This window comes from Scytonema hofmannii PCC 7110 (genome assembly GCF_000346485.2).
Classification (GTDB): domain Bacteria; phylum Cyanobacteriota; class Cyanobacteriia; order Cyanobacteriales; family Nostocaceae; genus Scytonema; species Scytonema hofmannii.
The window spans coordinates 8,595,334-8,616,738 of sequence record NZ_KQ976354.1 but is presented as its reverse complement, the minus strand read 5'-3'; the positions used below and the strand labels follow the sequence as shown (position 1 = coordinate 8,616,738).

The window sequence follows — 21,405 nt, the reverse complement described above, 5'->3', positions numbered from 1 at the left end:
TTTGCAAATCAAGGTTGTACAAGCCGCTTCGTTTTGTACAGACAACTTTTTGTTTCGTAATAAAAGGAAACAACTCCATGCGATGCTTGTTTGCTCTGATTGTATCGATTTGTGTTTGGTTCAACTTTGCTCCTAAAGCGCTAGCTTTAGGTGCGGGTCTAGTTCCTTGCAAAGAATCGCCTGCTTTCCTAGAGCGGGTACAAACTGCCCGCCCTACTACTTTTGACCCCGCATCAGGGGAAAAGCGCTTTGAGCGTTATTCTCAAGCCCTGTGCGGTCCTGAAGGTCTTCCTCACCTGATTGTGGATGGTCGTTTGGATCGTGCTGGAGACTTTCTCATTCCTAGTATTCTTTTCCTTTACATTGCTGGTTGGATTGGTTGGGTAGGTCGTACCTATCTACAGAAAAATAAGGCAGAAGGTGGAGATGTGGAATGGGGAGAAGTCAAGATTGACGTGGCTAAAGCTCTACCCCTTATGATTTCTGGCTTTACTTGGCCTATAGCTGCACTGCAAGAATTCCTTTCAGGTCAATTAACAGCCAAGGATGAAGAAATTCCCATTTCACCGCGTTAGTAGTTAGTGGTTAGTAGTTAGTAGTTATTAGTAGACAAGTAGTTCCACTAACCACTAACAACTAACTATTAACTAAGTAATTCTAAATCAATTGACTTACTGGGAGAACGTTTCATGCAAAATAATTTTCTTGGATATCTTTCATTGGCACCAGTTCTGTTGTTTGCCAATTTAATTTTCACTGCTGTTGTGTTGATTGTGTTTAACTACTTCTTCCCTGACCTACTTTTTCATCCACTGCCGTAGTAGGGGATAACAGTTAGACGTTAGAAGTTAGGAGTTAAGAGTTAGATATTGAGTCTAGAGTTTTTAGAAGTAGGCATCTTTCCCTGTCTAAATTTCTCCGAAGAAATTTTCTTCAGAAACTCATAGATTATAAATCCTAACTCGTAACTTTTAGCTTCTAACTCATATAGTAATCATAAAAAATGATTGATGAAAAATTTTAACTACCTACCTACGTAATATTTCAAAAATTAAATCATAGTCCTGTTGATTTAAATAAAGAATTGTGATGAAAAAATTTACTCATATAGCAATCTTATTGGATTTGTGAGAAAATGCTGAGCCTCATCAAACCACGGTATCTCTCAGATACCGGGTTTCTTTATCTCATGAATAATTTAGGATTGCTATATTTTAAATGTAAGGGTTTGAGCATTTTAAAAACCAAATTAATTTTTATAAAGTTCGGTAGTAAAAGTGAAATTTAGCTAAGATTAACAATTATTATTAACTTGAAATAAAGCCATCATTTTATCTAGAGGCAAACATAAAAGTATGGCAGATATAGCACAAGCCGTAGATGCGTCAAAAAATAATCCAAGCGATGCTAGAAATCGCGAGGTTGTTTTTCCAGAATGGCGGGACCCTCAGAGAGGCAACTTGGAAACACCAATCAGTGCTTCTCCTTTAACCAAGTGGTACATCAACAACTTACCTGCGTACCGTCCTGGACTCACTACTTTTAGACGTGGGTTGGAAATTGGCATGGCTCATGGTTACTGGATCTTTGGTCCTTTTGCCAAATTGGGTCCTCTGCGCGATACCGACAATGCGAACCTAGCAGGTTTATTAGGAACCCTGGGCTTGATTGTGATTGCGACTGCTTCTCTATCTCTATATGCCAACAGCAATCCACCTCAGCCTCACGTTACTGTTACCACACCCAATCCTCCAGATGCTTTTAAATCCGGAGAAGGCTGGAACAACTTTGCCAGCGCTTTTTTAATCGGTGGTATTGGTGGCGCGGTTGTCGCTTACTTGTTGACTAGTAACTTAGGGTCTATTCAAGGTCTGTTTGGTTAATAGTTAATAGATAGTGGTTAGTGGTTAGTTGTTAACCACCAACCACTAACCACTAATCAAAAATAGCTGCTTCGACAGCCTTTAGTGCGGATTCTAGGTCGTCATTCACGATTTGAATCTCAAATTCATTGGCGGCGCTAATTTCTTCTTTGGCGCGGCGCAAACGGCGTGCGATCGCCTCTTCTGAATCTTGAGCGCGACCGCGTATCCTTTTTTCTAATTCCTCTATAGAGGGCGGCAAAATAAAAATGCTGCGAGCGCCTTTAAAAGAAGCGCGAACTTGTCGTGCTCCTTCTAACTCAATTTCTAATACGACACATTTACCAGAGCGAATTTGGTTAATTACGGTTTCACGGGGAGTACCGTAATAGTTACCCGCATATTCCGCCCACTCCAGTAATTCGCCAGCCGCGACTAATTTTTCAAACTCACCATGGCTGATAAAGTTATAGTGTTTTCCGTCGATTTCTCCAGGACGAGGAGGCCGAGTCGTCACGGATACGGAATAATGCAGATCCGAATGACGCTGTAGAAGACTTCGCATTAAAGTACCTTTACCTACTCCACTCGGACCAGTCAAAATAATTAGCCTGCTAATAGGGGGGCATTCTTTGGTAGTAGCACCACTTCTGGTGGATAAAACTTGCATCATCCGCTTAACCTGTGAATTGATCGATAAACCTAGCTCAAGAGTCATTAGTCTTTCATTAGCTGGCAGGGCGACTATCGACTAACGCGTTTGTAGTCTTATTAACATAGAACTAGTTTAATCCACATGGTACTGCTGATGTTGTCAAAATAGGATAGGGTTTGTAACCTCCATTTGTCAATTATCTACAGTTTGATGTTCGCGAGTCATCACGAAGCGATTTGCTACCGTCTCCGGCTGAATTGCTGAAAGAATAACATGACTTGAATCAGTGATAATGACAGCCCTAGTACGCCGCCCATAAGTTGCATCTACGAGCTGACCCCGATCGCGTGCATCGGTAATGATTCGTTTGATTGGAGCAGACTCTGGACTAACTATGGCAACGACTCGGTTGGCAGAGACAATATTGCCGAAACCGATGTTGATTAACTGAATGTCCATAACAAAACTGACGCCAAACGTGGTGTGAGAAGCTTAATTTGAACTATTTTCCATGTTATCCATAAAAAACAGGAGTTACAACGAATAAATCAAAGCCAATTCAAGTTTTTAGGTAAGAACCGCTTTTTTTAGCTATTTCTGACCTAACAGCATTAAAAATCTATCTAAGGATATAGGTAAAGTATACTGAGTCAAGCTAATAACTTGACTTGTTATGTCAGGAAAATGGGGAGTGGGGAGTAGGGAAGAAGGATTTTCATGATTGGTTATAAAACTTTTTCATTGCAACGGCTTCAGCCAGCAACGTTATGATGGTAATATTAATACCTTTAAATATGTCTGATGACTTTTCAAGAATTACAAGTAGGCGATTACTTTCGGATACCTGGTATAAATGCTGATTGCACGTACCGAAAAGCAAGTGATTCTCATTGCAGTCAAAATACTTTGTTGCAACCAATTCGACCTGAAACAACGGTTTTACTCTTGACTCCTTCGGAGGTTAGGAAGCATTTTGAGGCTAAGCAAGCGTTTCTTCAGAGTTTGACAAAGTAAATTCGGGAGGCGGTCTCAATAAAAAAAGTTCATCACCAATCATGAAACTTTTCCTTCCCGACTCCCGACTCCCGACTCCCTTTTTCAGCTACTTAGGTGTTTTATTTAACTCTCGCCATCTTTGTTGCAGCCGATTTAAGTCAGGAGCATAGCCACCATAACGCCAACTTACGTAAGCTTGGCATATTTCGTCAATGACTTCGGCAATTCCAAAGGCATGATGGTCGTAAGATCCGCGAGCAAACTCTAGAGGTGTTTGTGCTGGATGTTTACCTAAACCTTTTTGATCTGTCCATTTGAGCATTTGTTGATAGAGGCTTTCCATTGGCGGTAATTTACTTAGCCTCAAACGATCGCGCCACTGTCTCCACAAACGCCATGCCATCCAACTACAAAAGGCGAATGCTGTTCCTACCGTTAATCCCGCCATCGCTCCAGCCCAACCTTGGCTAAATAATGAGATAAACCACGACAATGCTCTGAAAATCCAATTGAATATTGTTCCAAATATGGTGGTGAGAAAACCTTTGACTGGAGTTGGCAACCACCCAGCTACCCAGTTCCAAAATTGATGCAGAACACTAAATGTTTCTGTGTCTTCCACCGAAGGGGGAATCAGGGGATGATTTGGGATTGGGTCAAAGGCAAACCAGCCATATTTGGGAAAGTAAACTTCTGTCATTGCGTAAGCGTCAGTATTGCGGACAACGTACATTCCCGTAAATGGATTAAATTCTCCCGGACTAAATCCCGCTACCAACCTCGCTGGTATACCTATGGAACGCAGCATCACTGTCAGTACTGTGGAAAAGTGGTCTGGGTAACCTCCTTTGTGCTTGAACAAAAAAGTTTCTACCAGGTCTTCTTTTTCACTCAGGTAGGGCAATTCTAAAGGATTATCTGGAAAATTATAGTGTTGCTTTAAATACTGAGCCAAGTAAAGAGCTATTTCATAGGGTGATTCCAGGGCTTTTTGAGACTTACCTACCCGTTCAAGATTGTAGTTGGCTAATATTCCTTCAGTGTGTTTTTTGACTTTTTCGGCAATTCCATCAGGGATTTGTAGGTAGTGCTTTTTAAAACTCTCTGGATACTTGGTTGAAGCTGTTCTCAACGAAGTGCGATCGCGAAGGGGTACTTCTGAAACCACCGTGTAAGTTAAACCTTCTGACAATTCAACAGGTGCTCGCAACCCGCCTTCTTTATCCACCGCGACTATTGGTGTCGGAAAGTAGATTTCTTTGGGATGTGCCATGGCTGGGATTAAGTTGGGCAAATCCGACACAACTGTATACGTTTGTACTACATCCTGACTTTGACCGGTGTTGATGGCTCTAGGCAGAAAAATTTGGAAAGACCAAGGAGAGCGCTTGATTGTTTCAACTTGCTCGGAGCGAGAAATTTCCCAACCTTTACCCGTGTAGCGGTCAAACCCCAAGACTCGCCAAAAACCTTTGCTCTGCGATCGCACTCGCATCACAACTTTGGGTTTCATCTCTCCCCGCAGGTTTTGATTTATTTGGCTGCTAAAACCGTAATAAAAATTATCATTTACTTTTCCGGGAATACCCGGTTGATTTTCTCCCAATCCACTGGAAGCAGCACCTTGATTTTTGGGATCGTTACCTCGGCGCATATAACCTGGGTTAATAATACTACGCCCGGTAAACTCTCCTTTAACATTAATCGGAGCGCTGACTGGGAACATTCGCAGTTGATAGCCGGGAACTCTGGGTAAGACAGCAAAAATACCCAGTCCCGCTACCACAATTATTAAAAAATTGAAGAAAAGAAATTTCCAACTTAAAAAAGAAGAAGTTTTTTGTTGTTCCCTGGTTGAACCAGGGAACGCAACAAATTTTTGAAATCCTAGCCGAGAACGGTAATCAAGCACTAAGGTCGGCAAAGCAATTGCCAAAAATAACAGCAGCACTGGCGCAAATGCTAGCGTTTGACTCAGTGTTGCGGCGACACCGAGCAAAATCAACCCGATGACAATTGAATAACCCAAGTCTTTGCGACGGGGCATATCAAAGCTGTGAAGCACTTGGAGTTGAATTAATAACTCCGCTAAAGCCAAACGCGTGTCATTTAGCTCGCCAAATAATCTGCCAAAAAAAGCACCCAGTGCTGCCAACATGCCTATGGCAATACAAAACTTAACCGAGACATTACGTTCGCGGCGACGGTGGTAACTCCAAATCGCGCCAACGACTGAAAAGGGTACTGCCCAAAAACTAAATTTAGTCTCTGCAGCAATATCCGTGGCGATAATCCCAACAACCACCAACGCTAGCACTAGCACCCGTAAGGTAATTGTATTTTCTACTTCCACCAATGGCGTCTCCTGCATGCTTTGCCGCAAGAGATCGACAACAGGTAGACGCCAATTCATCCTGGATTTGTTAATCATTTAAAAGCAAGAAAGCAGTCTATGGGTATGTAATCAAAGCGGCAATCTTGGACGCTACAAACACCAAGCGAGTCGGTCAAACCGTACCCCTTCTTCGTGTCTTCCTCATAGCAGCTTTCTGTAGACGCCCTAATGACGCTTTAAATTGAAAAGAGAATTGCTCAAAACCAGGATTTTCATTTCGTCACAATGGCGTTTTATTAATTTAAGGTGCTAGCGATGGCAAAAGCGATCTACGCCGTGGGAACAATCACAAAAACAAGTGGTCTAGTGTCTATTTCTTTTAACTCGACTTCTAGGGTGTAAGTCTGGTTGAGTTGTATGTCATTTAATTCGACACTTACACATCCCGGACTTGAAGACTCTACCATTGCTTGAGAGGCTTCTCCCTGAAGATTTAAAATTCCCGCTCCAGGTAACTCGCTTTGAACGCGTAGCTTGGTGACTTGTCCTTGGGTTTGGTATTCCACCTTTAAAGTAAGAACACCTGAGCTAGTTAACCATTGTCTTTCTACAAGTGGATCGGTTGCTCCGATGGGTAGCGTCAAATTTTCTAACAGCTGTTTTGCTGCCATTAATGACAGTGCCATTTGTTGGCGGGGCTGTAAATCTGAGTAGCTACTTTCTAAATTCGGCATGGTCTCTATAGCATCCACGGCAGATCTATAGGGGCTTCTTAGCACTAATCCGGCGATGTCATTGATTACCTCAGGCTCAGCAGGGAAGAGGTTTTCCACCGCTTGAACTAGTTTAGTCCCCAATGGTAATGAAGACGACACTAACCCTTGGCACTTCTCCAGTAACATTTGGAAAACTCTTTCCGGTAACAGAATCGGCAAATTCAGCTTGACTTGCTGTGCCGTCCACCCCCAAACCGGAACCAAATCAACTGACGGTTTGTCTACATAATCGGGGTAGTCTGTCAGTTGGTTTTCCCAAGGGAATAGCGGCGGGGGGTTTTTTAATTGAATTTGTAACCGACGTTTAAGGACGGCTTGGAAACGTTCTTGCACAGTAGGAATTTCTCCCAGTTGAAAGGTTTGGGGTGGTTGTCTCGATCGAAAATCGCCACCGTTGGAAGCGGCGGCTGTTTCATCTAGATTGTTTACCCCCTTAACGTCCTTACAATCTACCAAGTTTCCTTCTTCAGTTGTTTGGGGGTCGCCCAATAACCAAGCAATCAACTGGTTTTGTAAGGATTCTGAGTCACTATTCATGAGTAGATGCACCCGATCCGGATATTAAAGAGTTACGAATTTCCCAAGCGTACTCAAGAATTTTAAACCACCGTTTTTGCAATTGTGCCATTGATAACCCTAAAGTTTTGGCAATCTTTTCATCAGGTATTCCCTGTTGTTTCAACTCTAATAGAGACCTTTGCTTATCGTCCAGTTTTGTTGTGTAAATTTGCCACTGCTGTGGTGTCAATCCCAGGTTAGTGCGTAAATCGGCTTCTAGCCACTCATGCACTAGTTCCCAGCGATGCAACAGCGCAAATCGAATTAAGTGGTACTTAAATCGTTGTTGCAAATAATCTCTTTGTCTTGGTGTTAACCCTAAGATAGACTCTATTTCCTGTGCTGATAAATCTTGCAGGCGGAGGGAAAAGTAATCAGCGCAGTCTGATTGTTGTTTTTCTTCTAGGTAGTTCATCAATTCTGTAACAACTACAGAACGCAAAGTGTCTTCTTGGGGTTCGGGTTCTGGCTGTGTTGCCATTGCACTTCGCAATTGCTGCACTGCAGGATCTTCCCAAGAACCATCGCCTTCATTGCCGCTTCCCTCTGCGGCTTGTTCTATATCAACACAAGTTTCCGGTGGTTGTTGTTGGGAAAATGTTTGTGCTCGAAGAATAATGAGTTGTTGCTGGCGTCCAGGTAAGGGAATCCTTCTTTTGGCATAGCGTTCGGTAAATGCCATATACTCTGCCAATTCCAACAGAGTTTGCGGACGATAACTAGCAGTAAGTTGGCTTTCTCGTCGGAAAGCGTTTAAGGATTCTAAGTAAAAACTCTGTAAGAAATCTTCAATGACAACGAGCCGTCCTTGATAGCTCAACTGTCTTTGAGGGGGATTGATGTAGCGATAAATAATCGCACTTAAGGTGCTATGTAATTCTACCCTACCTCGATTAGAACCCAACTCGTAGTACCTGAGACACTGTTGCAGCCTGTGTTTGGCTAGAGCGATCGCAGAGTTTTCCACACCACCGGCGGCTTGGATGCGCTTGCTCTCACTGCAAATTCTGTTAACTTCGGCAGCGATTCGTGTTGACACATCACGACAGTTGGGAGCCGAAGCTTTAGTTGACTGCTGAAGCTCCTTAAACAGGAGTTGATATATCGCCTCCACGCCGATAGAACTTACTCCCTGAATTGTTACGGTTGCGGCTGAATTCATAATCAAGTTTTAAAAAGACCCTAACATACTTGAGTACAACCTGTAAGCCTGCTTCTTAATCAGTGACCAGTGACCAGTGACCAGTAACCTGTTATCAATTGTTTATAGGTCAATGTTTACTGGTGAATCAATTCTGTAGGCGGTAAGTCCAGTACTAGAGGCAAGCTTCCCTTCTAGATCCCCAGGCAAACCCAAAGGCTCACTGGTCACTGGTCACTGCTTACTGGTCACTGCTTAGATGTTATGAACACCACTCGCAGTTTACAGATAATTATGGATTTACAAGCACAAATTCAATTGCTGATTGACAATGCACCCAAAGATGGTGTAACACCGCAACTTGTCACAGCAATCGCTCCTGTCCTTAGCGCGATCGCCCAGAAATTACGCCGTTCCCAATACTACATACTCCAAAATTTAGATGGCAGCTGGGTTTTGACTACATTAAGCAACCGCGCAAATCCACAGTTGGAAAAGCGTGTAATTTATGCTTTCCCTACATTACAGGATGTCCCAGGCAAATCAAATGCTGGGCTTGACCCTCAATTGGTAGCTACACCCGTCCCTGTCACTCACATTCTGTTCCAACTGGTAGCAATGCAACCCGTAGAGAGTATAGTTTTTTTTGAAACTCCTGACATTACCAGTAATGGAGTAGAAATTAGGCGCACTGACCTGGAAAACCTAATTCAGCAGAAGCTTCAACAGAACAGAAAGAATATGCAAATTCCTCCGGACATTGCATAAATTTTATCAGCTATCAGGTATTAGCATGTATACTCTCATGCTAAACCAATGACTTGGTCTATGTATATGATTTGGTTATTAAGTCTTGAAAATTAGTAGAGACGACTCAACACGTAGTCAGCCATCTTAATCAAGGCTTGACGGCAATCGGAGGCGGGTAGGTCTGCTATATGCTCTAATGCTGACCGAGCATGATGGGCTGCTAATTCCCTTGCTCGCTGTAGACCCTGACTATTTTCAATTAAGGAGAGGGCTTGGTCTAAATCTCCTTCTTGAGCAAACTCTCTTTCTATCAAAACTTCCAAGTACGGTTGTTCTTCTAAAGCGAATAAAACAGGTGCTGTTAAATTGCCACTTTTTAAATCTGAAGAAGCTGGTTTACCTAAGGTGTCTGTCGAACTCGTGAAATCTAAAATGTCATCCACAATCTGGAACGCCAAACCAATGTGACGCCCGTAGTCGTATAAATGCTCAGTGACTTCTTGGGAAACTTCGCTCAAAACCCCTGCCGCTTTAGCACTGTTAGCAATCAAAGACGCGGTTTTGTAATAACTCTTATTCAAATAAGTCTCAATAGTTATACTGCTATCAAATCGACTTAATCCCTGCTGGATTTCGCCAGTTGCCAGATCCATAATCACTTGCGACAGCAGTTTAACCACTTCAAGGTTGTCCAAGTTTGCTAAGTACCAAGAAGATTGAGCAAACAGAAAATCTCCTGCTAAAACTGCAATCCGGTTACCAAACAAACTGTGAACGGTCGGAACATTACGTCGCATTTCTGATTCATCAACCACATCGTCGTGTACCAAGCTAGCTGTATGAATCATTTCTGTAATCTCAGCTAGGCGGCGATGGCGATGCGTAATGTCTTGCTGGAGCATTGTTGCCCGCGAGACGAGTAGAACAATAGCTGGTCTGATACGCTTTCCCCCAGCTCCAAATAAGTGTTCGGCGGCTGCACAAAGAATGGGGTGACCGTTTCCAACTAGCTGTTTTAGATTGTCTGCTAGTAAAAGCAGGTCAGCTTCCACTGGGGAAAAAAGGGAGGTGGCTGGGGTCATGGATGGGCAGACTCTGGCTTTAATTTACGAAAGTTTACATATCTTCTACTCATTTTAAGATAATCTAGTCCTTTTTTGGGATAGAAAGGATAGAACGATCGAGAAATTGGTTACTCGTTACTGGTCACTGTTAAAAGCGTTGTGGGTACTTGCCTGTTGGTCTCTGCCTTGTTACAATTCTTAAAATAGTAACAGGTAGTTAAAAAACTCAGGTGTTAAATTTTCATTTTTTCTAATGTGGCGAAAAGCATACTGAGGTAGTAATGGGTATATCTTCGCACTAGAAAGCGGCTTTTAATACTTTTTTTAAAATTTGCTAAAATCTTAGATATCAAACAAAAGTGCTTTTCTTCATAAAAACTTTAATTTTCAGTAAATTTACCATAACATTTTTACTAGTAACATTGAAAACAAGGTAAAATTTACTTATGAGTCAACTATAGTTTTTTTTTATACAGTGTCGGCTTTTAAGTCAAGAAAAATATCTTCAAAGCCTATGTAACTAACCCTAGAAAATTTTAAATTTAGCAGAAAAATTGGCTAAAAAGTCAGGGTGGTTGTGTTACGCTAAAATCAAGGGATTTTAAGTTATTGAGAGATTCACCATCCGGTCGAGAAAATCACCAAGAGGTGTTTTCCTTTTCTGGTGTTGTGAGTGAATAAAGTATCGTGGGCTTTGACCAAGGGAGTTATTCGTTGGTTAAGTCCCTCGTCTCCAAAACTCAAGGTTAAAGCCATGCGTTTTCTATAGGGGAAACGTCATAGTTTATGAGCACAGAAAAAGTGCTTGCAATGCAAGTACAGAGTCAAGTGCGTGCAAAATAATGCAGACTGGGTAGAATGCTGAAACAACGGATTGCGTTTGCTTTTTGGTAAATCAACTATTTGTTGCTATAGGTGTAGTTTGCAAAAAATTCCTTACAAGTGGATTCCTCGGAGAGCATTTAGCTCTACCGAATAGTTTTTTACGTAGAAAAACAGCCGCTACAAGTGTAGTTTGTGGCTGCAGTTCTACATTATTTATTTAAGTTTATAACCCTTGGACACAAGACCTGGTAGAGACGATGATTTACGGAAAAATGCCTATGATGATTTTTATATTAGCTTCTGGTTATTTGTTAGCAGTCTACCTCTTGTTGGCACTAGCAAAGAGAACCGGAAATAAGACAGCTAGTGGTGACTCTTCACGAGTTTCCCATACGAATAAGGGGGAGGTAACCTTAACGTCAAATGTGACTGAGGCTACTAGCCTACACTAGTCAAGAGTCAAGAGTCAAGAGAGGAGGTAGGGGTTAGGGATTAGAGGTTAGGGAAGAGTTTGTAATTTCTTTCTCTTATCCCTACTCCCTACTCCCTACTCCCTACTCCCTACTCTTTCAGCCCAGCATACTGCCTCAACGGTTGGGGTGTAACCTAGCCATTGCAAGCAGGACTGAGCAAACTGTTGCGGACAGCCACTGACAGCAAAGCGCGTGGGTACTGGTGGATGGGTGTTTTTCAAACCCATCACATCTAGTTCTTGAGCGCAAGCAGCAACTACCTGTATGGCAGGATCGACCAACTGTACTTGGTATGGAAGCAGCGATCGCAAGACTGGTGCTAGGTGAGGATAGTGGGTGCAGCCGTAGACTAGGGTATCGATCTGATGGTGTATGAGTGGTTCGAGGTATGAGCGTGCCACATCTATGGTGTAGGGATCTTGAACGCGATGTTGTTCAATGAGCGGCACAAACTCCGGACAACCTACTTGCCAGACTTGAACTTGGGGATTTACTTCTAGGATAGCATGTCGATATGCATTACTTTTGGCAGTTGCCGGAGTGGCAATCACCCCAATGCGTTTGCCACATTCAACTGCTGCCATTGCCCCAGGGAGGATAATTCCTAGAACGGGAAAAGGATATTTGTCCTGCACCGCCTCTAGGGCTAAAGCAGAACTGGTGTTACATGCCATGACAACCATCTTCACTTGTTGCTGTTGCATCCAGTCTAGGATGTCACGTACATACTGTACGATTTCACCTGGTGTGCGAATGCCATAAGGAAGTCGAGCCGTATCCCCAAAGTAAATAATCGATTCATTGGGGAGTTGCTTGTAGAGTTGTCGCAGGACCGTTAAACCACCTACACCACTATCAAAAATGCCAATTGAGGCACGTTGGGGTTCGTTATCAAAATCAGAATAGCTCAGCACAGGCAGAAAATATTAATTTAGGTTGTTAGTTGTTAGTTGTTAGTTGTTAGTTGTTAGTTGTACTCTTAACCACTAACCACTATCTTTGTCGCAAGTATCGAAGTATACCTTGAGCGATGGCGTCCGCCATGCGATTTTGGTATTCGGGAGTTCCCAACCTGGGATTATCCTCTAGACCACTCATATAGCCAGTTTCTACCAAAATGGAAGGCATAGAACTTTTTCTTAGAACATAAAATCTAGCTTTCCGTACTCCTCTGTTTTTGAGGCTTGGGATACTTTCGAGAATAGTATTATGAACGACACGAGCCAGATCGTAACCGCTGTCATAGTAATACGTTTCTAAACCATTGACATCAGGACGACCCTCAATAGAATTAGAGTGAACGCTAACAAATAAATCGGCATTGGCTCGGTCTGCTAAGTCTACCCGTCCTTGAAGTTCCACAAAGTAGTCAGAATTGCGAGTAAGCACTACCTGCACGCCGCTTTGCTCCAAAACGGATGCTACCCTTTGACTGATAGGCAGAACCACGTTCTTTTCTAGCAATCCGCCAATACCGGGAGCACCAGAATCTTTACCACCATGTCCGGGATCGACAACAATCACAACGCGCCCATTGGGTGCTCTTCGTCGTGCTTGTGGCTGTGTCCCATAAGTTGGATTAATTGTCATTGGTCCGTTAGGCATAGGTTGTGGATATGATGGTCTTGCTAAAGGCGGCAAAGAAAATGGCGAAGTTATGGAACGAGTGCGCTGTAATTGTAGGGACAAAACCCTTTCTGTCAGTTGATTGAGTTGTCCAATTCGCACTCCAGGTGCGGGTTGAACGTACATAACAACTGTACGAGAATCTTTCTGTTGCAGTCGGATGCGGAGAATGGGGCTGCTTGCATCCAAATTTGGACCTTTGACTGGAGTTGCTAATTTGGCATTGGGTATCGTGATTCGGAAAAAACCCGAAGATCTTTCCCAGTTGCTATCAATAGAAGCTAAAGTGCCATCAGCTTTAATAAACAGTTGTGCGCCAGCACTAGCCAATTCTACAGATTGAATTGTAGACAATGAGTCATTTACACTTTCGTAAGAACGGAGGTTATTGTTGGAGTAACGGCTTGAGTTACTATCGTCATTATTTCTAGAATTATTGTCGGAGTAACGACTGGAATTACTATCGTCGTTATTCCTCCTAGCGTTATTCTCTGATACTGTCACTCCACTGCTGTTTGGCAGAATTACCAAACTTCCATTAGAGCTAACGTTTGTTCCCCAATCTGGACCATCTTTTTCTACCCATAACGTCATCCGGACACCTGGTGGATCGGATCTGAGTTCGGTAAATTCTACGTGTCTAACTCCATGTTTGTTAACGGGTACATCCCGCATCGGGAAATCAGAGGATAAAGCAGCACCAGAAATATCAATGTTGATTGCGCTTTTGTCCTTGCTGCGAAACATCTTTACCTTAGGAATGCTACCACTGGTACGGACAAACAACCCATCTCCTGTGACACGTAAGTTCTCAATTTGAGCCATACCTTCAGCAAGATTGCTGTTATTAGTACGACTCACAATCGTTCGTCTTGGAAGTGGCTCAAGGTTTGTATTGGGGACAGGTTCGGTGTAGACATTAACGTTTGGTTCCGGTCTTTGTGCTGTATTGGGGTTAGGCTTGACAACACTGTAAACATTTAGTGAAGAGGGAACTCCAAGTTCTGCTTCTGGCGTCGGTAATTGTACGAACCAACGACTGGGAGTTCTCCCCTCAAATTTCACTTGCTTTGGATCGAGAGTATAACCCGGACTTAGTTCTACAACAAGGCGAGTTGTGTGTTCGTCTAATTGTCCAATACGGATAACGCGGATAGCACCACCGACTTGTTGCATGAGCTGTCGGCGTCCAGATTCCACACCAGGTAAATCAATTACTAAGCGAGTGGGATGAAAAATGAGTTGCGCCTGGGGTTGAACAGGTCCCTCAGTACGAAACTCTAATCGATTTTTATTGACATCATATCCCCAGAATTGCAGTTTCGCTGCTTGCGCTGGCGACGAAGCTATGAACAAAGCACTTGTTGCAACAGCACCAGGTAACAGCCAGTTAATTTTCACAATTTTTCTCCAGATTCGTATTTATAAGAGATGTCAAAATGCCTAAACTTTTGGCAAGGACTGACGCCTTTACCGTTCAGCATTATAAAAAGTCACTTTAGAAATAAAGCTTGCGCTTAATTTTTGCCGGATGAAGTTTACAAGAATGAAGCATAAAGAATGAAAAAAGTAGTATAACTCGGTACAAATGTTCAATTTTTTGGTGGAATTTACTCATATTTCATACTTCACACTTTATCTGTCAGATACGGTTGACTGATATGGTAGGGACTCATAGACCCCACTGATGTATAACTGAAAAAATATAGATGCTTGGGTTGAGCTAGCAAAAACCCTTATCAGTCACTAGAAATAATAGAAAATATTACCATTACAAAGTTTATCTCAAAGGGTCAATTGCTTATTTCTTATTTTTATAGTCCTATCTCTCAGGTGACAAAGGCAAGAAGTTGTGCGATTTTTTGGAAATCCTGGGTCTTATAGCCGTACTCATGTGCATCACCATCAGGTAAGTTAGGTGTGATGTCACACAGTATTCCCAATTTGAAGTCTAAATAAACACTTTTTACACAATATATTTAAAAGAATAAGGGCTGCTGCCTGCAATTGTGCTAAGGCAACAGCCCATCGGGAATTTATTCTTAGACAAAGTAGATTCCGTTATCTTTGTCTGAGGTACTCAACAATACCATTAGCGATCGCCTCTGCCATTTGATTTTGGTACAGGCGGTTACCTAGCTTAGCAGCGTCCTCACGACCAGTTAAAAACCCTGTTTCTACAAGAATCGAAGGCATAGAACTTTTTCTCAGGACATAGAATCTTGCTTTCCTGACTCCTCGGTCTTTAACGTTGACACTGCGGAGAATACTGCTGTGAACAATTCTAGCTAGGCCTAAGCCGCTATCGTAATAATATGTTTCTAAACCACTAACATCTGGACGACCGGCTCCTGCTGAGTTAGCATGGATGCTAACAAATACATCAGCATTTACCTTCTCTGCCATGTCAACCCGCCCCTGAAGACCCACAAAGTAGTCAGCATTTCGGGTTAGCACTGCTTGTACGCCTTTTTGCTGCAAAAGCTCAGCTATTCTCGAGCTAATGGGTAAAATAACGTCCTTCTCTTGAATTCCCCCGATACCAAGTGCTCCTGGGTCTTGACCGCCATGTCCGGGATCAACAACAATAATAACTCTTCCTTTGGGGACGCGAGGACTCCGAGATGGAGGAGTCGTTGTTCTGGGTGGTAGAGGCTGTGGATTTGTTCGCGAGATAGGCGGTAATCCTACGGGAGGCAATATTGTACGGGTACGTTCTAGTTCCAGAGAGAGGAGTTGATTGTTTGGTTGGTTGAGTTGCCCAAATCGCACTCCTGATGAGGGTTGAACAAATATAACCACTGTACGAGAGTCTTGCTGTTGCAAGCGTACCCGCAAAATGGGGCTGTTGGCACTAAAATCTGGACCTTTGACGGAAGGAGCTAACTTAGCATTAGGAATAGTAATTCGGTAGAAACCAGAAGACCTATCCCAACCAGTGTTGACTGATGATAAAGCACGATCGCCTCTAATCATCAGTTTCGTACCAGCAACATCCACTGACTGAATTGTCGCAATGGAGTTGTTGCTTGATGGATCTGGTAAAGGTATCGATTGACTCTCACTTGGAGAGTTTAAGTTGTTTGAATTATTTTCTCTGGGGGAGTTAGTCGCAAATCGGTTAGGTAACAGCACCAAACCACTACTACTACCAATATTGCTCGTACTGACCCGCCAGTCAGGGCTATCTCGATCTACTCTTAATGTCAGCCTGACAGTTGGTCTTGTTGTTCTCAGTTGGTTAAATTCAATACGGTTTATCCCATACTGGTTAACTTTGACATCCTGCTGTGAAAAATTTGACGTGAGGGTAGCACCGGGGATATCAACAAAAATAGTAGAGCGATCGCGACTGCGAATAATTTGAAATTTGGGGGTTTCTCCATTTGTGCGGACAAATAAACCGTCTCCTGTGACTTGCAAGCTCTCTATTTGAGTTGTAGCTTCAGGAATAGTCACAACTTGTTTTGAAAACTCTGGTTTGTTTTCTTGCGAGTCTACTGTAACAACGCTATAAACATTTTTCAGAGGTGAAGCATTTCTGGGGGGTGAAACGTTTCTCGAAGTCGCGATCGTAACTTGCTCGCTTACATTCGAGGTTTCTGTTTGCTCAGCTTGTGGTGTTGGTAATTGTACTGTCCAACGACTGGCAGTTTTGCCCTCAAATTTCACTTGCTTTGGATCGAGGGTATAACCCGGACTCAATTCGACAACAACACGAGTCGTTGCTTTGTCAAACTGACCGATCCGAACAGAGCGAATGGCTCCACCAACTGACTTAGTCAACTGCGGACGCCCAAATTCTATTCCTGGCAAATCGATAACCAAGCGCGTGGGGTTAAAAACCAGTTGCGCCTGAGGTTGCACAGCACCTTCGGTATTGATTTCCAATCTATTTTGATTAGCATCAAAACGCCAAGACTGTAACTTCGCTGCTTCCGCAGGCGTAGCCAGCATACATAATGAAGTAGTTACAAAGGTACCAGGTAGTAACCAGTGCATTTTCACAGTGTTTTCTCCTGATTCGCATTCATAGAGCCGTCAAAATTTCAAAGTGTTGGCACATCCTCACACCATCACCGCCCACACCTTGGTTTTGATGCCAAAAGCATCAAATCCTTACTAGGAATTGGAATAGTGGCGTCGAATCTAGCATACCTGTTCTATTTGCTATGCCGTTATGACATTAAAAAAGTCCATTTTTTTTAAAGCACTAGACTACACTAACTAATGAGATAACCAGCATTTTCAACAGCAGTCAATCCCTATGGGTAACACTTGAATCGACAAGGGATTTATCGAGTTGTGTCATTTTTGGTATTTGATGCACCAATTGAAAGGGAATAGGGAATGGGGAATGGGGTCGGGGACAAGGTAGAAAGTGCTTTTTTCCTAACTCCTACTCCCTACTCCCTACTCCCTGTGATTTTTAAGTCCTACTGTATTAAAGGCTAGAAAATATTTAGGGTTTAACTAGAGAGCAGGGGAATGGAAGGACAAAAAGAACATACCTAAAGTCGATTTTTTTAGAAAAAACTTCTAAAAATTCCATCTCTGGAGACGTAGATTTGGGAATATGAGTTCCATTGGTCTTGACAATATATAGGAAACAGTCTTTACAAAGAACTAAGTACAGACACAGGGTTAGGGGATTGGGGAGGAGTGAGAGAGTGAGGGAGTGAGGGATGTGGAATTCTTCCTACTCCCTACTCCCTACTCCCTACTCCCTACTTCCTACTCCCTTTTATCTGGAGAAGAAATTTTAGCATCTGATGATCCAATTACAAGAGAATTGCTACCAGAACCGTCAAAAATTAATTTTTCTGTGTCGGTTGCTGTCTCAATTGGTTCTGGGAATACAAATCTTAACAAAGGTGGCGCTAAAAATGTTGTCAGAATAACCATCATGATAATTGCTGCCTCTAAAGGTTTGGAGAGAACTCCTGTAGAGGAGCCAATACCGAGAAAAACCAATCCTACCTCACCGCGAGGGATCATTCCAACACCAATTGCCAAACGATTGATTTGAGGTATTCCAAAAACACTCAACCCTGTGGCAACTTTTCCAATAATCGCAACAGCAATTAGGAAAATTGCCATAACTAAGCCCTCGCGATTGGTAGGAATAGCTGGATTTAGCACTCCCAAATCGGTTCTTGCGCCAACGGTGACAAAGAAAATAGGGACTAGTAAGTCGGCAATGGGCATGACTTGTTTTTGTAGCTGGACGCGCTCGTCGGTCTCATCTAAAACTAACCCAGCTGCAAAAGAACCTAAAATGGCTTCTAGCTGTATAACAGCCGCAAGGTATGCCATCATATAGGAAAAGGTGAATGCTGGTATCACTAATTCACCACGAGTTTTTAACTTTTTAGCGATCGCGACAAAAGAGTTACTAAAGACGTTACCCAAGACAATCGATCCTACAAGGAAAGAGGTAGCGCTAATCAGCAAGTAAACGACTTTGCCCGAATCCACCGTGCCTTCTTTAGCAAGGCTTGCGACCACTGCTAGAATAATAATCCCCAGCACATCATCAATAACGGCAGCACCCAAAATAATTTGTCCTTCTTTTGAATTGAGACGACCCAATTCTGATAAGACTTTAGAAGTGATACCTATACTGGTAGCCGTGAGAGCCGCCCCAGCAAAAATCGCAGGCACAATTGGGATGCCAAACAAAGCCATCAAACCTGCTGTACCAGCAGCGAAGGGTAAAACTACCCCTACGAATGCAACTACAGCGGCTTGTATCCCAACCGCCATCAAATCTTTGATGTTCGACTCCAAGCCAATTTCAAACAGAAGAACAATAACACCCAATTCTGATAATATGGTCAGAACTTCAGACTGTGCTGCAAACACAGCATCAACTGCATCCGGATTCAGACCCGCCGTAGTTTGCAGGAAGCTCATAATGAGAGAGCCAGAACCAGTTGCTCCCCCTTCAGGAAACACCAAAAGATGTAGCCCTGAAACACCAACGACTACACCAGCCACAAGTTCACCCAGAACAGGGGGTAAACCGATACGGTTGGATAACTCTCCACCAACTTTACTAGCAAGATAGATAACAACTAAACTCAGCAGCACTGCTGCTAGAACCATTGAACTATCTGCTGCTTCTGTTGCGGTTGCTAACAGAGGTAATCGGAATGAGAAGGTTGTTAAGCTTAACTGCATTGGTTACCAAAAAAAAACCTTCTCTTTAATGTACAAGTTTGTTGAGAGCAAGTATCATTCATTGGTTACGAAAAGAACTGAATTAACCGACCGTCGCTGCTGCTAATTGTAGAAGGCGTTGCCAGTAAAACTCTGATACAGGCACTACAGATAGTCGAGGAAGCCGCAACAAATCAAAGTTTTCAAAGTTGCTATCTTGTTTTATTCGAGATAATGTCACTGGCTGCTTGACTTTTTGCACTGCTTTTAACCGCACAACCACTCGTTTGGCATCATCTAATTTTGGATCGGGGTAGGGTAAGCTCACAACTTCTGCGATACCCACAACCTGTCGCTCTTTGCCTGTATGGTAGATCAATGCTAAGTCGCCAATCTCCATTGTACGTAGATGCTTGAGAGCTAAAGCGTTGCTCACTCCATCCCAAACTCCCTCGCCATCTTTTTCTAGATTGCTATAAGAGTATTCTTCTGGTTCAGTTTTCAGCAACCAGTACACCATTGTTCAGTTTCCAAAAACGTAACTACACCACTTTTTAATTTTATTGGTGCCAAATTAACAGCATATCCTACTACAAGATGCCCAACTTCTTAAAGAAGTCGGGGATCTGGACTTTAATCTCTTATTGAGGAGTGAACAATGAATATCGTTACACTTGGTTCTCGATTCAATTCAAGGAACCTCTGGAAAACTGTACCCATAGCTTTGCTGTTATACGTCAGTTTTGCCCAACCTACTTTGGCACAAGAAAAGCAAAGAATGCTGCGAACTTTGACTGTAAGTGGGCGCGGTACACAAGAAATTCCCACAACTCTATCTCAAATCACTTTAGGAGTTGAGGTTCAGGGGAAAACAGCACAAGAAGTTCAGAAAGAAGCAGCTCGCAGATCGTCAGAGGTGGTAGAACTTTTGAAAAGTCGAAAAGTAGAGAAATTGCAAACCACTGGCATTAGTCTTAGCCCAGTTTATAGCTACAATAATAACGTGCAGCGTCTAACTGGGTATACGGCTACTAACACTGTGAGGTTTCGTTTGCCGACAGAAGGTGCTGGCACTTTATTAGATGAAGCTGTCAAAGCAGGAGCGACGCAAATTAGTAGCATCAGTTTTATCGCCAGTGACGACGCGATCGCGATCGCCAAACAACAAGCCCTCAAAGAAGCAACCCAAGATGCACAGCAGCAAGCGAGTGCAGTTTTGGGTACATTAGGATTCCAAGCCAAAGAAGTTGTTAGTATTGAAATAGATGGGGCAAATGCACCAACGCCACCACCAATATCGATGATGGGGGCGCTAAAGGTACGAGAGTCAGCTTCACAAGATGCTTCCACTCCTGTCGTTGGCTCAGAGCAACAAGTGGAAGCTACGGTAACACTGCAAATTAGTTATTAGTTAGTGGTTAGTGGTTAGTGGTTAGTGGTTGATGGTAGAACAACTAATCAGTGAACAGTGACCAGTGACCAGTGGCAACTAACAACTAACAACTAACAACTAACAACTAACAACTAACAACTAACAACTAACCCAATTAAAAATTCTCCGAATTGCTATCGATCCCGTCAGTTTCTATATCTTTCTTGGAACCGAGTAACTCTAGCCTGTCCACACGGATAATTGGTGAAGTTCGTTTGTTACCGTTTTGGTCAACCCAAGAATCGAGCTTGAGAGCACCTTTGACGGCAATTAAACTGCCCTTTTTCACGTAATCGGTTGCAACTCGTGCTTCGTTTCCCCAGAGTTCTAAGTTAAACCAATCTGGTTCATCACTTCTACTGGTGGGACGTCTGACGGCTAGAGAAAACTGACACTTCATTTTTCCTGTCTCGAAACAAGTAAGTTTGGGGTCCATACCAGCGCGACCCACTAAAGTGACAACATTAACGCTCATGAGAGTTTCCTTTCAGTACTTATGTACTTGTTGATTTTGAATTCTATAATAGCGAATTGCAGCGCTAAAAAAGTATTGTCAAATAAATAACAATTATAATTACTGAGAGAACTGATAAAAAATATTCAGTGCAAACTACAAAAGCATACGGATACACATATGAAGCTAAAGAATATAAAACAGTAGAAGCTTGGGGCTGGTTGAAGAATAAAAAAAATATATGAAAAGATATTCTGCTTTACTAGACTCAGGACAAAAAACGTAATAGAATCCAG

General features: G+C 42.8%; 19 protein-coding genes. 7 read left to right on the top strand and 12 right to left on the bottom strand.

Annotated elements, in window-relative coordinates; translation table 11 throughout:
• Positions 1-77 precede the first annotated feature (77 nt).
• The 3 genes from WA1_RS36500 to WA1_RS36495 all read left to right on the top strand — a co-directional run bounded on the left by WA1_RS36500 (position 78) and on the right by WA1_RS36495 (position 1,883).
• Positions 78-575: a photosystem I reaction center subunit III gene (locus WA1_RS36500; RefSeq protein WP_017746693.1), complete on the top strand. Its 498-nt coding sequence runs from the start codon at positions 78-80 to the stop codon at positions 573-575.
• A gap of 114 nt (positions 576-689) precedes the next feature.
• Positions 690-821 (top strand): Photosystem I reaction center subunit IX, encoded by a 132-nt coding sequence (locus WA1_RS53810; RefSeq protein ID WP_081403013.1) that lies wholly within the window; start codon positions 690-692, stop codon positions 819-821.
• Between the two features lie 543 nt (positions 822-1,364).
• Entirely contained in the window at positions 1,365-1,883 is a 519-nt protein-coding gene (locus WA1_RS36495; protein ID WP_026135024.1) for a photosystem I reaction center protein subunit XI, read from the top strand.
• Positions 1,884-1,935: 52 nt separating this feature from the next.
• Here WA1_RS36495 and gmk read toward each other — a convergent pair whose 3' ends face one another.
• Both gmk and remA read right to left on the bottom strand, forming a co-directional pair.
• Positions 1,936-2,535 (bottom strand): guanylate kinase, encoded by a 600-nt coding sequence (gene gmk / locus WA1_RS36490; protein ID WP_026135023.1) that lies wholly within the window; start codon positions 2,533-2,535, stop codon positions 1,936-1,938.
• Positions 2,536-2,709: 174 nt separating this feature from the next.
• A complete protein-coding gene (gene remA / locus WA1_RS36485) occupies positions 2,710-2,976 on the bottom strand; it encodes an extracellular matrix/biofilm regulator RemA (RefSeq protein ID WP_017746690.1) in 267 nt (88 codons plus the stop codon).
• 342 nt (positions 2,977-3,318) lie between these two features.
• On the opposite strand from remA, the gene WA1_RS36480 reads away from it, so the two are divergent.
• Positions 3,319-3,531, top strand: a complete 213-nt coding sequence (locus WA1_RS36480) for a hypothetical protein (protein WP_017746689.1) — start codon at positions 3,319-3,321, stop codon at positions 3,529-3,531.
• Positions 3,532-3,619: 88 nt separating this feature from the next.
• Here WA1_RS36480 and WA1_RS36475 read toward each other — a convergent pair whose 3' ends face one another.
• From WA1_RS36475 to hetZ, 3 genes are all read right to left on the bottom strand, one after another.
• On the bottom strand, positions 3,620-5,926 hold the full coding sequence (locus tag WA1_RS36475) for a transglutaminase TgpA family protein (protein ID WP_017746688.1): 2,307 nt from the start codon (positions 5,924-5,926) through the stop codon (positions 3,620-3,622).
• A 251-nt stretch (positions 5,927-6,177) separates the two neighbouring features.
• Positions 6,178-7,161 (bottom strand): PatU, encoded by a 984-nt coding sequence (locus WA1_RS36470; protein ID WP_066613137.1) that lies wholly within the window; start codon positions 7,159-7,161, stop codon positions 6,178-6,180.
• Entirely contained in the window at positions 7,154-8,344 is a 1,191-nt protein-coding gene (hetZ, locus tag WA1_RS36465) for a heterocyst differentiation protein HetZ (RefSeq protein WP_017746686.1), read from the bottom strand. Before hetZ ends, WA1_RS36470 begins: the two co-directional genes overlap by 8 nt.
• 273 nt (positions 8,345-8,617) lie before the next feature.
• Between hetZ and WA1_RS36460 the strand changes: the two genes are divergently transcribed.
• Positions 8,618-9,091 carry a hypothetical protein gene (locus tag WA1_RS36460; protein ID WP_017746685.1) on the top strand — a complete coding sequence of 158 codons (474 nt, stop codon included), beginning with the start codon at positions 8,618-8,620 and terminating at the stop codon, positions 9,089-9,091.
• Positions 9,092-9,183: 92 nt separating this feature from the next.
• Here WA1_RS36460 and sds read toward each other — a convergent pair whose 3' ends face one another.
• The gene (gene sds, locus WA1_RS36455) at positions 9,184-10,155 is read right to left on the bottom strand and encodes a solanesyl diphosphate synthase (RefSeq protein WP_017746684.1); all 972 of its coding nucleotides are present in this window, start codon (positions 10,153-10,155) and stop codon (positions 9,184-9,186) included.
• A 1,064-nt stretch (positions 10,156-11,219) separates the two neighbouring features.
• On the opposite strand from sds, the gene WA1_RS61950 reads away from it, so the two are divergent.
• Complete coding sequence (locus tag WA1_RS61950; RefSeq protein WP_148662843.1) at positions 11,220-11,414, top strand: hypothetical protein; 195 nt, start codon at positions 11,220-11,222, stop codon at positions 11,412-11,414.
• A gap of 95 nt (positions 11,415-11,509) precedes the next feature.
• On the opposite strand, the gene murI is transcribed toward WA1_RS61950, so the two are convergent.
• The 5 genes from murI to WA1_RS36430 all read right to left on the bottom strand — a co-directional run bounded on the left by murI (position 11,510) and on the right by WA1_RS36430 (position 19,743).
• Entirely contained in the window at positions 11,510-12,349 is an 840-nt protein-coding gene (gene murI / locus WA1_RS36450; protein ID WP_017746683.1) for a glutamate racemase, read from the bottom strand.
• A gap of 79 nt (positions 12,350-12,428) precedes the next feature.
• On the bottom strand, positions 12,429-14,462 hold the full coding sequence (locus WA1_RS36445; RefSeq protein WP_017746682.1) for an N-acetylmuramoyl-L-alanine amidase: 2,034 nt from the start codon (positions 14,460-14,462) through the stop codon (positions 12,429-12,431).
• A 660-nt stretch (positions 14,463-15,122) separates the two neighbouring features.
• Positions 15,123-17,069, bottom strand: a complete 1,947-nt coding sequence (locus tag WA1_RS36440; RefSeq protein ID WP_026135022.1) for an N-acetylmuramoyl-L-alanine amidase — start codon at positions 17,067-17,069, stop codon at positions 15,123-15,125.
• A 726-nt stretch (positions 17,070-17,795) separates the two neighbouring features.
• Positions 17,796-19,244 carry a cation:proton antiporter gene (locus WA1_RS36435; protein WP_017746680.1) on the bottom strand — a complete coding sequence of 483 codons (1,449 nt, stop codon included), beginning with the start codon at positions 19,242-19,244 and terminating at the stop codon, positions 17,796-17,798.
• An 82-nt stretch (positions 19,245-19,326) separates the two neighbouring features.
• Positions 19,327-19,743, bottom strand: a complete 417-nt coding sequence (locus WA1_RS36430) for an EVE domain-containing protein (RefSeq protein WP_017746679.1) — start codon at positions 19,741-19,743, stop codon at positions 19,327-19,329.
• A gap of 138 nt (positions 19,744-19,881) precedes the next feature.
• Here WA1_RS36430 and WA1_RS36425 point away from each other — a divergent pair, with 138 nt between their 5' ends.
• Entirely contained in the window at positions 19,882-20,634 is a 753-nt protein-coding gene (locus WA1_RS36425; protein WP_017746678.1) for an SIMPL domain-containing protein, read from the top strand.
• A 136-nt stretch (positions 20,635-20,770) separates the two neighbouring features.
• Here WA1_RS36425 and WA1_RS36420 read toward each other — a convergent pair whose 3' ends face one another.
• The gene (locus tag WA1_RS36420; protein WP_017746677.1) at positions 20,771-21,130 is read right to left on the bottom strand and encodes a single-stranded DNA-binding protein; all 360 of its coding nucleotides are present in this window, start codon (positions 21,128-21,130) and stop codon (positions 20,771-20,773) included.
• Positions 21,131-21,405: the final 275 nt, after the last annotated feature.